Genomic DNA, 14340 nt, shown 5'->3' with positions numbered 1-14340 from the left:
CTGGGGCTGGAGGTCTTTCCCTCTGTAAATGCCACTAGATTGGGCGTGAGCGCAGGCTGAAACGAGAACCGCCACCAAAAAAAGGTTTAAGGACTTCATGATTTCCCTCGTAAGACGTGAAATTGTCTGTTGAAGTTTCCATTTTCCTTTGATACCTTGAGCCCCTTCGAAAAGGTATTGTCATTTTTCGCATAACACGCGAGGCAATACATATAAGTTTAAGAGGTACTAAAATGGCTAAAAAATCTGGAAGAATCATCATCACTCTTGAGTGCACTGAAGCTCGCGCTGAAGGCAAACCAGTTTCTCGCTACACTACGACTAAGAACAAAACTAAGACTCCAGGTCGTTTGGAAAAGAAGAAATACAATCCAAACTTGAAAAAACACACGGTTCACAGAGAAACTAAGTAATGATTCTTACGGATCAGCAGATTCTCGAACACATGGAAGCTGGCACAATTAAAGTTGAGCCCTTCCGCAGAGAATGCCTAGGCACGAACTCATACGATGTTCACTTGGGTAAAACTCTTGCAGTGTACGAAGATAAAGTGCTGGACGCTAAGAAGCATAACAAGATTCGTACCTTCGAGATTCCGGATGAGGGCTTTGTTCTCATGCCGGACACTTTGTATTTGGGCGTGACTCAGGAATACACTGAGACTCTTCAACACGTTCCATTCCTCGAGGGTAAATCCAGTGTTGGTCGTCTTGGTATCGACATCCACGCAACTGCCGGAAAAGGCGACGTGGGTTTCTGTAACTTCTGGACTCTGGAAATCTCCGTAAAACAACCCGTCAGAGTTTACACTGGAATGCCCGTTGGGCAGTTGATTTACTTTGAAGTGAAAGGTGAAATTATCACGCCTTACAACGTGAAGCCTTCTGCTAAGTACAACGACAAACTTCCATTACCAGTGGAATCAATGATGTGGAAAAATTCTTTCTAAGATTCCCTCGTCAAATTACTTTTCTTTTATTGAGCGGAGCCCTCTTCGCTCTGAATGCCTGTGGTGGTTCTTCAACCAATGCCACTGGCATCGACGCCTACACTCAAATCGGTGGCACATTAACAACAGCTAATTCTGATGAGATCTCAGGGATCGGCAAAGTTCGATTCGTCACTCCCCTTTCCGGGATTCTGACGAACAACTCTTTCGTATTTAAAGCCGCCCTTGATGGCAGCATCAACGCCACAACGACGATCGTTTTTAACTCGAACGATCTGAACGTTTCTGAGTCTTCAGGAATCGCAATTAAATTTATCCGAAGTGGAATCAACGTTTCTTGTCAGATTGGCGTCAATGGAAACTGGGTCACCGTCGCCAGTTCCATCACAAACATGTATGCTCCGCTGGCGTTAGACTTTGTCATCGATATTCATAACAACACCGGTAATAGCAATAAAACCCGTGTCGTGATCTGGAGATACACTCCGTATTCAGCGACGACGGCTGACATCGACACCAACAGCAGCTCTGATTTAACAGGTTCCTACCCAAGCACCCAGCAAGCGGCGGGCGTCTATACAGGGGTGATCGTGAATCAAGCCACTGTCACCGGGGCCGCCGTCGGCACTCCAAAAATCCTAAATTAGGATCCAGCTTCAGGAATGCGTCCATCCAACTGTCACCACCGGAGCGGTTACTGAGTGCGTCACCGTAAGCACGAGCACGAGCACGAGCACGAGCACGAGCACGAGCACGAGCACGAGCACGAGCAGCGAATATCGCATGCGATTCAACGTAAATAGAAAAAGAAGACGGCTGATACATCATTGACCACAGGTATGGTGCGTACGCGCGCAAGCCCTCGGGAGGCTTATTTGGTGGGACTTTTAGGTGGGACTTTGAACGCTGCGGAAGCAGCAAAAATTCAATTCCGCATCGGTGACTGTATTGAGCAGAGTGAAGCAGCTGAAAACCAGCGACAGCTTCCAGAATGCGTCCACTTATACGTCACCACCGGAGCGGTTACTGAGTGCGTCAGATTCGGAGAGAGAATGCGCGAACCGCGCAAAAGCCAGCGACGACAAGCGAAGGACCGCTTCTCGACGAATTGGCAAAAGCCAGCGGACTGCTTCAAGCCAGTCGCGCTGACTGACGGAATAACATACTAACAATTCTATTGATTCAAAACAGATTCAGGAATTTCAGGAACAAGCTGAGCGGTCGCTTGATTGCTCATATCCGCGATGTATCCTAAAATCCGAGCCAACTGGCTTCGATCCGCAGCCACGTTCCAGTTATCAGGTTTGCCCTTCCAACGCAGGAACCACGTCGCTTTTTCTTTCAACGTCGTTGGAGCTTTGCCGTAACGAAGCAGGAACATAAACACAGAATCTAAATCTTTCGGTGCCACTTGGTCCCCGGCATATTGACCCAACAAACCTGCGAACAAGTCATAAGCTTTAAGGGCTTCGTATTTGGTCAAAACCCCGTCACTGTTTTCATCAAAACGAGTGAAGATCATTTCAATATACTGAATCGCATGGGGCACTTGCCCTAAATCCGCCAATTTCGTTGTGCGAGATTTATTAGGAACATAGCCAGACGACTTAAAGATGTTGTTAATAAACTCCAACGTCTCATCGCGATCAATACTGCGCAGGTATCTGCGGAAGACCGGTGTTGCCGTCATTTTTTCTTCCAGCAATGAACGATACGCGTTGGCGGCACAATCAACTTTCACCATTTTTTCAAGTTTTGAAACACCCGTTTTAGGATTTCTGAGCACTTGCTCAAACAGGCAATCCTTAGGCATGGATTCAGTCAACATCGTATTGATCGTCACCCCGGACCACAGCATACCCACAAGGTCCGTCAGCTCAATGAATGAAGCGGTCTTGTTCCCGTCAGAATGAGGCATAAAGATATTGGCATCACGGAAACGAGCATCACCAAATGTCTCGTTTTCTGGCTCAAGCATTTGCAAATCCACGAAGAAGGGCTTCACTGTATTGAAAACCTTGTTGACCTCTTCGACGGTGACTCCCGCATAGGCTTTGATACGACTTAAATTGCCAGCAAAAGAGCGCATCAGGATACGGGCCACCATGCGGTTCAAATTGAGCTGACTCATTGAGCTTTGATCATAAACTTGTGGCAACTCACGAGAAATAAACAAGCGCCCCTGCTGATCGATGGTCAAAGGAGCAGGTGTCGCCACAGACATCCCCAACTCTTTCAGACCCGTGCGCAAAGCTGCTGAGCTATTCACGTTCGTACGGGCTTTTTCTATAGCATCGGCAAAATCGCGAGGACGCAGACCTTGGTTTTTATTAAAGTTGCGAGTCAGGCCAGAAAAGAAAATTTCCGTATCAAGCCAGATTTGCAATTCTTCTCGCAACAATTCCACCGAGTGCATGGTGATGGCATTTGGGACGTAACCGCCTAAGCGATCTTCCGGATCAACCAAAACATTGTTCACAACAAGGCCCAAAACGGTTTTCAGCGATCCCAGATTCACCTTCTCGTCGACATAATCCGCTTCTTTCAAACGGTTTATGATCAACATGATCTCAGACATACTGACTTGATGAACTGGTTTTTTAACCAAAATATCGCGAAGAACATTTAAACTTTGGTTGGAGAACGTCGACAAAGACCACAACGTCTCGGCCTTTTCCCTGTCTTTATCCGCCACGAAATAGTGGTGATACAAAGCGCCCATATAGACACGAGAACCCAGGCTTAATAATGGACTCCAGATTTTTTTAGACAACGTTGAATCGTTGCCTCCAAAAACCATGTTTTTTGCATCCACGATCAACGGCATTAATTTTTCAATTTGCTCACTGATTGGAACGTACTTGTCGTCTTTAGACTGACTGCGCTCTTTATCTTTACGAGGATACAGCTTTTCGTATTCGCGCAAAATGACGACGACGTCTTTGAGATCGTAAGGGCCTTCGACCAGGGCACCCAGCTCTGTACCTGACTGTTCAAGAACTGCTTGAGCATCTTGGAAAAGTCTTTGCGATTCTTGGTAAGAGTACATCTGCGGATCCCAATCACGACTGTAAATGGGATAATAGGGCAAGAAACGCTCAACGATCGCTTTTAAGCGATTTACCTTCATACGAGCCGTTTTAAAGTCATTCGTCGTGAAGGAATCAACACTGCCGCCAAAGATCAGTTGCTTAACCTTCATCGTTTCCAAAATCATTTTCGGAGAAATTTTAAAGTCAGGCCACACCTTTGAGAAGGTCAGTAAAAGATCGTTGACCTCATCCCGTGATACAACGCCCTCGGGTTTTTCAGCCACGAGATCTTGAAAGACTGATAAAACGTCTTCGATCGTGCGCGCCAAGTATGTCAAACGGTAACCTGTATCGGTTTCAGGGACTTGTTCAATGAAATAGTAATAGCGCAGATACTGCACGTAACCGCGAGCACCCAATAAACTAAAACGACGCCATTCATTCGGAGCGATGGAGTTTTCATTTCCACCTGCCAATGCTTTCTTGGTTTTTTTCACAACGGGCATATATGTGCGGACCAATTCCACACCCGACCAGTTATCATCAAGGGTCTTTGAAAGCTCTTGCAGGAACGTGACGACGTCCGACAGGTTATAAGCCTGACCATTTTTTTCGATATGGGTTGCCAAAAGTTTGGCAGAGTTTTGCAGTTCTTTATTCGCGTCTTCGAAGAACTGCATGTCTTTTTGAACTTGGTTCGTATCAGAAACGGACCACTTCAAAACGACGATCTTCATATAGGGATTTAGACGAACCGTGATTCCTTTAAGTAAAGCAAACACGTCTTGCAAACCAGTCAGTTCTTTTTGGGTGATGTAGTTAACGTTACCACCTAGGAACAGCTGCTTTAGCTTCATGAACTCCAACTGAAGTTCAGGGCTGATTTTTGCTCCCTTGGTTTGATCCAAAAAGTTTTTTTCAATGAAAGTTGCAAGCTCCTGAGACGTGTAACGAGATTTATCACTTCCCCGCACATAACGTTGGAAGCTTTGAACAGCACCTCCTAAGCAGCCCCACAGAGCATTAATGTCGGCTTCTTTAGCGCGACCCTCGACAAATTCACGCATCACGGAACTCGTGTTCGATAGGCAAGAGGCTCCAGCGTATTCGTGGGCTTGAGCTTCCGGCGGGGCTTCCCCGATCTTAGAGTCACAGCCCGCAATAAATGTCATTACTGCTGCCATAAGAGTAGCTACAACAGAGTTTTTAGAAAACATAAGTCATGCCTCCATAGAAACGGTCGTTGGCGCGGAATTGATTCAGGAAGCTTGAAGGTTTATAGCTTTCATCCTGAACCCCCAGAACGTCGCCACCCATCACCACGGCCCATTTCTGTGTTGGATAATATTGGAATTCCGTATTCAGTAACGAGCCACGTTGGTCGTAATCGTAAAGATACTTAATACGTGTCACCAACGGACGCTTAAACCACGTCGCAAGTTGACCTTCTAAGCGAAGCATCAAGCTGTTGGTGAACTTTAATCTGGAATCATAAAGAGTAAAATCATCCGGGGTGCCATTTGACGTGACGTCAACGATACCTCCACCGACAACTTTTAAATAGGCAATCTGAACCGCAATCGTCTTCGTCAAAACATCCGCTAGAGAGAAATCCACAGCCGCAGAGTACGCCTGAAGTGGTTTTAAGTTTTGGATAACCCACTCTTCTTCAGGCAGATGCGCCTCGGGTGAATCCTGCAGATAGGAGATCGTGGTTTTTACAGCCTTATACGTGTAACCCACATCCACGGATTGAATTTGATGATAAGTGACTGCTGGTTGAACCGTGACGTCCACTTTGTCTTCGGAAGTTTGTTTGAAAGCTTGGCGCTTTAAAACTAAATCGTTCACCGGCAAATAACCTGCGCTGGCGACGACCCAAGTCCCTTTGGATTTGTCTCCCAGTCGAGTCATCAGGGATGCTCCCCCATTATTTACAAGCTTAGCTTGCTCAGGGATGTCGAGCTTATACGAAATAGTATTGATACGAGAGTTGAAATCATAGTTGCGCGAAGGAGCGCGGTACCAACGACTGTCCGCGACCAGGCCGCCACCCTCTTCTCGAACATCGGGGCCCATACTGGGAATAAACATCGGCGTCGCCATAAACAGAACTTCCCAATCCTTCTTGTTATAATCAAAGAAGAACCCCGTCAGACCCTCTTCCTCGGGACGAAGAGCATCGATTGTTAAGAAGGGTTGCCACAAGCCAAGATTCCAGCGGTGATCGATATCACTCCAGTCTTTCTTTTTGCGACCGGCGAAAACTTTAAAGTTCTCCCCCTTGGAGGCTAGATAAGTTTCATGAACGATCAAATGCGTCTGACCACGGGAGAAAAATGTACCACCCGACACATCGGTCGCAGCATCAATCCAACGGGTCTCTTTTAAAACCGAAAGACGTGCTGACAGAAGCTGGCTGTAAGTGAGTCTGGGAGCATCTGGAACTGGAGTGAGATATTGCATTCCCTCCAAACGGATCTGACCGTAGACGTGTGCTGGCTCCGAATCCTCTGATTTCTCAAGATTCTTGATAGTACTTGTCCCTTGAGCTTTGGGTAGTCTTAAGCTCGAGTCAGCAGCATGTGATGTGTGAGTCGCTAGAACACTGAAAACCAGCGCCAGCCAATAGGTTTTTCCCCTCACGTTCTCCTCTGGATCAAAGTCCAGCCAACAGAAGATAATATTCGTGTAAGGGAGTCAACGACACCGTGTTTCCCGTATGTTTCAAGTCAAATATACGGGATCTGAGGAAGCCGCTGAAAATCTTTCTGCGAAGTTAGGAACCTTAATTAGAGTAAGTGCTCCAGCACCCACCGGGGGTCATCAATGGGCACATCATGACCCGCAGCGTTATGCATATGAGGCTCGATTCCCCACCGCTTCCCCAGACTCAAAGTGCATCTCGGAGAAACAAGCCGATCTCCAAAACTGCCCATCAGATTTATCACGCCAGGAGCCTTTTCGGGAATTTGAAAGCGCGAGGCCGCGATCAACTGGCGCAAGACGTTGCCACGTTTTTCTGGAAAGCGTTTTGAGTAATTCAGCAAACGAGGATACTCCAGCGCACGACGGTTCAGATCATTCGTGGTCATTTTTAAAATCGTTTGCTCATAAATTTCGGGGTTGGGTTGCGCAAACATGCGCAGAGTTGGCAGATAATTTGGCAACTGATAACGATGATAAAATGGCGACGTGCTGGCAGAGCTTGTGCAAATCAAATGGGCCTTTATCACTTCCGCAGGATGTTCTTTCATCCACTGCACAGCGATCATCGCTCCGAGTGAAACCGCCAGGATTTGATAAGGCTCCCCCTCTTTGACGAACTGCGATTGAGCGCGCATGTCTTTAACATACTCGGGTACCGACAAAGGACTTTGTTCAGAATTGCGTTCTCCGTTTCCTGGCAAATCAATCATTTCGATTTGCGCATCCGGAAAAAACTTTTGCATCTCTTCGGGAAACGATCCCCAGTGACCTTTTCCCCGAGCAAGGCCTCGCAATAAAATCCATTTATTTGTTTTCTGCATACCAAAGTTCCTGTGCTTTCATGCGATGTTCTTCCAACTGTTGTTTAGAAACACAAGCCCACGCCTGAGGATTTGCAATCGCGCGAATCATCAGCTCCATCAAAGTATTGTGACGGCGTAGCGTCCGCTGATGGCGATGGCCTATCAATGGATTGAAGGCACCATCCGATCGGAAAAGTTGAGAGGGATGCTTTTTGACCCACATCCATGAACCCATCTCTAAGCAGAGTGGTAAGTACTGTTTGCCTTGCGCCTCTCCTTGATGGTTCATGTACAGATAATCCCACAAGTCCCCGTGTGTCGTGTAAGTTCCGGCTTGAGGTTCCACCTTATAAAAGTGATGGGGATAGGTTTCATCTAAAAGAGTTTTAAAGGAATGGGCCAGCGCCAATTCTGGAAATGGCTTTTGCGTTTTTGCCCACGGAAACCACAGTCGATCTTGCAATCCAAAGCCTGAATGACAATCCAAGGTGATAGCCAATTTACTGTTCGCGATTTCTTGCTGAACACCCCGGATCATCGCTTGGGATTCAATTTCCATGGGTTCGTTTTCTTTACCACGATACCAGGGAAATTTCGCAGAGTAACGATGTCCGCCCAACCAACGCGCGGGACGATCCGCTTCGACGGGTGCGTTTCTCATCAGATCCACACCACGGGGATTGCTGCGAGTTTTTTTAAGAATACCGATGGGGTTCACCGTAGGAATGAAAAAGACACGAACCTCTTGCAGAGTTCTTTGGGTTTGGCGGTCCCAACGAACCAGTTCTGAAAATGAATTCAACAAAGCGATAGTGACCTGCGCTCCAATGCGCTCAAGACCATGCACTCCGCCGATAAGGCCTAAAACCGGAGCTTCAGGGGCGGTTGTGCCGAAGGAAAGTTTATAAATCGGCAGTTGCAAATCTCCATCCCGGCTGTAATCCAGAACTTCAGAACGCATGGCGCTTCCCATTATTTCGATGCGTGATTCAATCTGTTGGATCTCAGGGATTGTGTTCATTATCATGCTCCGCCATTAACGCTTAAAGCTAACCGCCAACATTGCTCCGTTGTACCATCTGAAGTATCCTTGGTTTCTAAATGGGAGACAACATGACCCTTGAAACTTTATTAGATAAAATGTGGGTAGACTATTGCAAGCTGAATCCAGCAGCCAAACAAATTCATGACATGTTCGTTGCTGAAGGCGAAACAGTTCTGAATGACCACATTGCCCTTCGCACCTTTAATCATCCACGTCTTGGAATCGAGTCATTGGCAAAACAATTAAAAAAATTCGGTTACGAGCAAAAAGGCGAACCGTATATCTTTACTGAAAAGAAATTGTTCGCTCGTCACTACGAACACCCTGACGAAAAAATGCCTAAGATCTTTATTTCTGAACTGGAGCTTGAGAAAGTTTCCCCATTCATCCGCGAAACTTTGACGAAGCTTGCTGATTCCATTCCACAAAGTGTGATCGACAGCGAAGACTTCTCTATGTGCGGTCGTCCTTGGGATATGTCTTATGCTTTGTATTCTGAGCTTGCTAAAGAATCTGAATACGCATCATGGGTAGCGGCTTATGGCTTCCGTCCAAATCACTTCACAGTGAACATCAACAATCTTAAAAAATTCCAAGACATCAATCATCTAAACGACTTCTTGCAAAGCAAAGGCATCGTATTGAACAAATCTGGTGGCTTGGTAAAGGGGACTCCTGCGGATTACTTGGAACAATCTTCCACGATGGCTTCAGAGATCCCGGTGAAATTCACAGACGGCACCCACAACCTTCCAGGTTGCTATTATGAATTTGCAAAACGTTATAAAATGGACAACGGCAAGTTCTATCAAGGTTTTGTCGCGAAATCCGCTGATAAGATCTTTGAAAGTACGAATAAGCAAAAGTAAGCTGATCATAGCTGAAAATAAAAAACCTCCGGCAGAAATGCGGAGGTTTTTTTTATTTCCACAGGTAAGGACGCACCTTTTGAAGGTAAGGGCTTACTTTTAGGCGATTTTTTTGATGATCAGATGTTCTGTATCTTGGTCTTTTTCTTGGCCGTTCCAATGGGGATGAGCTTGCAAGAAGATTTTAACCAGCTGAGAGTCAAATTGAGTTCCGGAGCAACGGACCAACTCTTCGTAAACGACTTCGTCCGGAAGGCCCTTGCGGTAAGCGCGAGTCTGCGACATCGCATCGTAAGTATCGACCACTAAAATCACACGAGCTAAAATATCGATTTTGTCTCCGGCAATTTTATCAGGGTACCCCGTCCCGTCCACGCGTTCATGGTGTCCACGAATCGCTGGCAGTATAGAGTCAAAAAATTTGTGAGTTGCTAAAGGCTGAACGATATCTTCACTCATCACAGGATGGGAGCGCATAATAGCTTGTTCCTGCGCATCCAGCTTACCGGGCTTTGCGATAATACTCTGCGAGACTCCCATTTTACCAATGTCATGGAAAAGTCCCGCGAACTCAGCTAGTTTTTGTTCGTATTCATTGAGTCCCGCATCGCGTGCGAGCTTTCGCGACATCTCGCCGACGCGGCAGCAGTGTGCATAGGTTTCGGGATCAACAACTTTTAAGGTTTGCATGAGTGCCTTGGCCGAGTCGTAAGCCCACGACGGTATATTTCCCCATTTAGAAGACATGCATGCTCCCTTCATTCCCCTTAAAACTTTTCGGTCTAGGCCTGGACAAACTTTACTCAACATAAAGGGACATTCTCAGACTGAGACAAGTTCCCATTGACAGGATTTGTGATCACTTCGAAAATAAATCGAGCGAAAAAACAAAGGACCAACATGAGACAACTTGTTCTAATCTTAACAATGATTATTCTGGGTTCTTCCTCTGCCTTCGCACAAAAGATCAAAGTGCGCAAAGTGAAGGGAAATACAGCTATCGTGGAAAGCACCTCTCCCCTTGCACCGGGCGCTGTCTATGATCTGATTTCTCAAGATCAATTTGGTGATGACTCAGGCCCTGCAACTCGCGACCACTTTGTCGGTTTGAATTTGGTTTTTGGAAATACTAAATCAGATGCTGCCAACTCAACCAATGAAACCACAATGAACTTGATGGCGCGCTTCGGTTGGAATTTGGCTACGTTTGAATTCGGACCTTTGGTACAAATGGTGATGACTCATGCCAATGATGTCACCGCCACAACGTGGAAGGCTGGGGGATTTGGTGATTACAATCTGTCACCGAATATCACGGGGGAAGCATTCGTCTATGGCCTTACCGCCTGGGGGGCATTCGGAAACGAAGATCGCGGGAACGGGACTAAAATGGACTTAGTGGATATGTTCGGTGGTCTTTTTATTAAGTGGTTTCCCACGTCAAGTTCCGCATGTTTCCGTATCGATTTTGGCTATCAGTACGAGCGTCAAACTGTCAGCGGCGGCTATTACACGGATACAGGTATCACAGGTTCTGCAGGGATTTTCGCCTACTTCTAATTACGAAGTGACAACAGCCAGCACCACCAGCAAGAGAGCACAAGCAAAAACTATTTTTAGCGACATGCTCTCTCCTTTCTTTCTTCTTCGAAAATTACTTATTACATTCAGCGCGATAATGACGAAGCATGGCTTCTTCTAATGGGGCACGATCGTCTTCGTCAACTAAGAACACACCGGCTTCTTTTTTCTCATCCCCTGCCACATGCTTAGGAAGAAGCGCACGAATTCCAGGCGCATGAAATGTTTTTTGCTTTTTATCAAAATAAATCATCCCATCTGCTAACGGTCGATTCGAATCATAAACGAAGATGATGTAGTATCTTTCGTTCTCCATCATATTTTTAGCGACAACGACGTGTTGATCCATCATGCCCCAGCGCAGATTCAAAAGCGTCAGACGTTTTCCTGCTAAGTTTTTAGCAAGGGTCGTCATCGTCACCAGATTATCAACGGTCCCACGTGCCAAGGTATCACCAACCACCATGGCAAGGTTCCCACCACGAAAGAAACGCTGTTGTTGTCCACGCTCGACATCCAACTTGTAAGTCTTCCATACCGGTTTGCCCGCAGCCGTTTCGGCGTAGCCTCGATTGACCAAAGGATAAATTCCTTCTGGGTCCATGTCTTCTCGAGCCCAAGATCTTATCATCGATGTGTCTGAAAATTTAACCACGTCCCAGCGACGAATCGGAGTGGCAACCATCATTTCCCTGCCACGACTGGTTTGCAGAGGTGAGTAATCAAAACTTTGCAGAGGTGAGTAATCAAAACCACGTAAAATATCGAGAGTTTTATTGCGAATCTCGGTGCGGCTGAGCTCTTCTTTTTCCTCGAAGCGCCCCAGCATAAACATTCTTCGTTGAGCACTGCTAAGCCCCCAACAAACACCCAAATCCGCACCAGCAGAGTTAAATCCCCAGTTCTGGATCGGCAGATGATAATACGTGTGATAAGCCGTGGGTTGAAGGGATTCATAAATCGAATCCACGGAGAGATTCTGACACGACAACTTTTTGACGAAGGAATCCGTGACTGTTTTGGCATCTGAGGCGGCAAAAGCCGATTGAAAACTGGAAATGCTTAAAAGGACAACGGGAATCCACTTTTTCATAGGGTGCTCCATCTGGTCCCATTAAAGCAATTCCAAGACCATCAAGAACCGTAACAAATTGTTATACAGGTGATTTCGCTGTCTAAGAGTTTAACAGGGGGCGCTTTGAGGCACTAAAAAAGCCACCCGAAGGTGGCCTTTTTGACTTTAGAACTTAAAAGCTAAGTCCCATTCCTACCGTCCCATAGAAGGTATTTAGATCGGCTTTTTGATTCAAGGAGCTGTCGACGAAGGCATAACGTTTGACACCAAACCCCGCCTCACCAAACAGATTATTCGTCCACAGAACTTTACCGTGGAAGTTTAAAGACATCGAAGAATTCAGCGTGATGTTTTTATCCATGCTTTGCGCATAGTAAATAAACTCCACGTCAACCCATTTCGGATATCTGAACAATGGCAAAATATTAAAAACATCATCGATTAATTTCGGCATCGAGCGTGCCCAGAAAAGACCGCCACCAATCATGGGCGCCGTCAAAACACCAAAGTTCACGTTTTGATAAGATGCCATCATCCCGACCGTTTCATCGCGATTCCAAAGACCCGGGATAAAGCGATATTTCAAATCCACAGTCAAAACATCCAGTGGAGCCGTTCGTCCCGAAGTACTGACCTTGATTTCATTGAACGACTTAAAGTACTTGGCACTAACCCCCCAACGTTGACGGGAAACCCAGTAATTTGCCCAAGTGAAAAGATCTTCGAACCATTGATTGTAAGCGACCTCACCCATGAATACGAAATCAGACGATGATTTCGCAACGGACACGCGTGCAGAAAGCTCGCGCGGATAGCCTTTGTAAATCTCAAAGTACGAACGATATCTTTGACCTTGATAATCCAAATTCAAATACGAACGGTTGATTTCGCCGCGTTCTGTGGCTTTGAATCTCCAGAGAAATTCATTCGGCTCATTGCTGTCGACATGGACCGAGTTCTGATCCGTCGTCACAGTCACCTCTTTAAGCTTGCGACCGTACAAGCGAATGTTGTCGCTGTATGTTCCCGTGGGTGTGCGCTCGTCTAAATACAAACGCGCTTGACGACGGGGGATCACCGACAACTCAAAACGCTGTTTAAAAATCCCGCCACCTTGCCCCGGTAGATAAATTTTTGGATCATCCTTTTTTAGAGGAGCTGCCCAAAATTTACGTGCGTCGCCAATGGTCGATTCAAACCCAATGAGCGTCGTAATTTTCAAATACTGATCAGGATTTAAAATCACAGAACGTCCTAAGGGACGAGTGTCAAAACCCACGATGCGCAATAATCCCGGACGAGAAGTGTCGGCGATATCCATCAGTTGAAGCTTGTTCGGCTCCACCATGAATTCGTAAGACTCCCCTGTGGCAAGTTCCGCAAAAAACGATGTCGGGCCTTCAGAAGCCGTAGGTGCCGACTGCTTTAACAAAGTCTCTTCGTTATTCAATAGAACTCGCGGAGTAGTTGCATCTACGCGTGCTTTCGCTAGATGCGCTTTACCGTCTGTCCCTTTTTGATTTCCGTACCACTGCGAGCAAAGACGAGTGTAACCGCGTCCCATTTGCTGGGTTAAACAGAAACGAAAAATTTCCCCCACTCGAGCGAATGGAGACCCTGCGGTATTAAAACTTGGAATTGCAAAGGAGCTTGCAAAAAAACCGCTGTTCGTCAATTCACTGGCAGGAACTTTCTGAGCCAGTAAGGCTGAACGCCAGCTCTGTAATTGTGCTGCCCAATTTTTTTGTTCAACTTCCGTGATATCACGTTGCCACAAAACTGTTCCCGTGCGGGAAATCATCTCTAAAGAAGCGGAGCCCATCAACTCCATCGGCCAAGACATAATCAAAGCGTCGTCATTGCGTTGGGACGGCGTCAAAACTCGGGAGATCTGTGGGTGCGCTTTACCGAGTGGCAACAAATTGAAATTGAATGTCTGTTCGTTCAATACGACAGGGCCCACTTTCAAAGTTTTGCCTTTTTGAAGAGTCAGATCGTACTCCAGCTCAAGCGGCGGCATTAAAACGCCATTATCGATCTGGTCAAAGAACAAAGGTTTGTTAAATTCCTTGTTTGCTGCGGATTTCATCAAAGACTGCTGCGGAGCAGGAATTTCTTCCGTGGCCGCCGCATCCTGATTATCTTGCGCATGGGCAGAAAACCCCATGACCAACAACAGAGATAAAATCAGATGCTGTGCACTATTCACGATGGATACCTCACTGTTGATAAGTTTATTGATTGAGAACTGATGTAACAAGCTAAATTGTTGGACTG

12 protein-coding genes are annotated in these 14340 nt (G+C 46.4%); 5 read left to right on the top strand and 7 right to left on the bottom strand.

All coding sequences use genetic code 11. The features are described from left to right. Positions 1–233: 233 nt before the first annotated feature. The 3 genes from rpmG to B9G69_RS11430 are packed head-to-tail and all read left to right on the top strand — an operon-like array spanning position 234 to position 1596. A complete protein-coding gene (rpmG, locus tag B9G69_RS11440) occupies positions 234–413 on the top strand; it encodes a 50S ribosomal protein L33 (protein WP_088614934.1) in 180 nt (59 codons plus the stop codon). Then, positions 413–949, top strand: a complete 537-nt coding sequence (dcd, locus tag B9G69_RS11435) for a dCTP deaminase (RefSeq protein ID WP_088614935.1) — start codon at positions 413–415, stop codon at positions 947–949. The genes rpmG and dcd overlap by 1 nt, the downstream gene beginning before the upstream one ends. Then, on the top strand, positions 931–1596 hold the full coding sequence (locus B9G69_RS11430; protein WP_088614936.1) for a hypothetical protein: 666 nt from the start codon (positions 931–933) through the stop codon (positions 1594–1596). The genes dcd and B9G69_RS11430 overlap by 19 nt, the downstream gene beginning before the upstream one ends. Positions 1597–2123: 527 nt before the next feature. Here B9G69_RS11430 and B9G69_RS11425 read toward each other — a convergent pair. The 4 genes from B9G69_RS11425 to B9G69_RS11410 all read right to left on the bottom strand — a co-directional run bounded on the left by B9G69_RS11425 (position 2124) and on the right by B9G69_RS11410 (position 8514). Next, positions 2124–5198, bottom strand: a complete 3075-nt coding sequence (locus B9G69_RS11425) for a hypothetical protein (protein ID WP_265437750.1) — start codon at positions 5196–5198, stop codon at positions 2124–2126. After that, complete coding sequence (locus B9G69_RS11420; protein WP_176400930.1) at positions 5188–6627, bottom strand: transposase; 1440 nt, start codon at positions 6625–6627, stop codon at positions 5188–5190. The genes B9G69_RS11425 and B9G69_RS11420 overlap by 11 nt, the downstream gene beginning before the upstream one ends. A gap of 146 nt (positions 6628–6773) precedes the next feature. Further along, positions 6774–7511, bottom strand: a complete 738-nt coding sequence (locus B9G69_RS11415) for an alpha/beta fold hydrolase (RefSeq protein ID WP_088614939.1) — start codon at positions 7509–7511, stop codon at positions 6774–6776. Then, the gene (locus B9G69_RS11410; protein WP_088614940.1) at positions 7495–8514 is read right to left on the bottom strand and encodes a M14 family zinc carboxypeptidase; all 1020 of its coding nucleotides are present in this window, start codon (positions 8512–8514) and stop codon (positions 7495–7497) included. The genes B9G69_RS11415 and B9G69_RS11410 overlap by 17 nt, the downstream gene beginning before the upstream one ends. A gap of 92 nt (positions 8515–8606) precedes the next feature. On the opposite strand from B9G69_RS11410, the gene B9G69_RS11405 reads away from it, so the two are divergent. Then, on the top strand, positions 8607–9407 hold the full coding sequence (locus tag B9G69_RS11405; protein ID WP_088614941.1) for a DUF1338 domain-containing protein: 801 nt from the start codon (positions 8607–8609) through the stop codon (positions 9405–9407). A gap of 99 nt (positions 9408–9506) precedes the next feature. Here B9G69_RS11405 and B9G69_RS11400 read toward each other — a convergent pair whose 3' ends face one another. Continuing rightward, complete coding sequence (locus B9G69_RS11400; protein WP_088614942.1) at positions 9507–10154, bottom strand: HD-GYP domain-containing protein; 648 nt, start codon at positions 10152–10154, stop codon at positions 9507–9509. A gap of 153 nt (positions 10155–10307) precedes the next feature. Here B9G69_RS11400 and B9G69_RS11395 point away from each other — a divergent pair, with 153 nt between their 5' ends. After that, positions 10308–10967: a hypothetical protein gene (locus tag B9G69_RS11395; RefSeq protein ID WP_088614943.1), complete on the top strand. Its 660-nt coding sequence runs from the start codon at positions 10308–10310 to the stop codon at positions 10965–10967. A gap of 94 nt (positions 10968–11061) precedes the next feature. Here B9G69_RS11395 and B9G69_RS11390 read toward each other — a convergent pair whose 3' ends face one another. Together B9G69_RS11390 and B9G69_RS11385 are read right to left on the bottom strand one after the other, a co-directional pair. Further along, the gene (locus B9G69_RS11390) at positions 11062–12081 is read right to left on the bottom strand and encodes a hypothetical protein (RefSeq protein ID WP_265437749.1); all 1020 of its coding nucleotides are present in this window, start codon (positions 12079–12081) and stop codon (positions 11062–11064) included. A gap of 154 nt (positions 12082–12235) precedes the next feature. Next, entirely contained in the window at positions 12236–14272 is a 2037-nt protein-coding gene (locus B9G69_RS11385; protein ID WP_265437748.1) for a hypothetical protein, read from the bottom strand. Positions 14273–14340: the final 68 nt, after the last annotated feature.

The sequence above is a fragment of the Bdellovibrio sp. SKB1291214 genome, assembly GCF_002209355.2.
GTDB lineage: Bacteria > Bdellovibrionota > Bdellovibrionia > Bdellovibrionales > Bdellovibrionaceae > Bdellovibrio.
The sequence above is the reverse complement of the archived record's forward strand: the minus strand, read 5'-3'. Positions and strand labels throughout refer to the sequence as shown.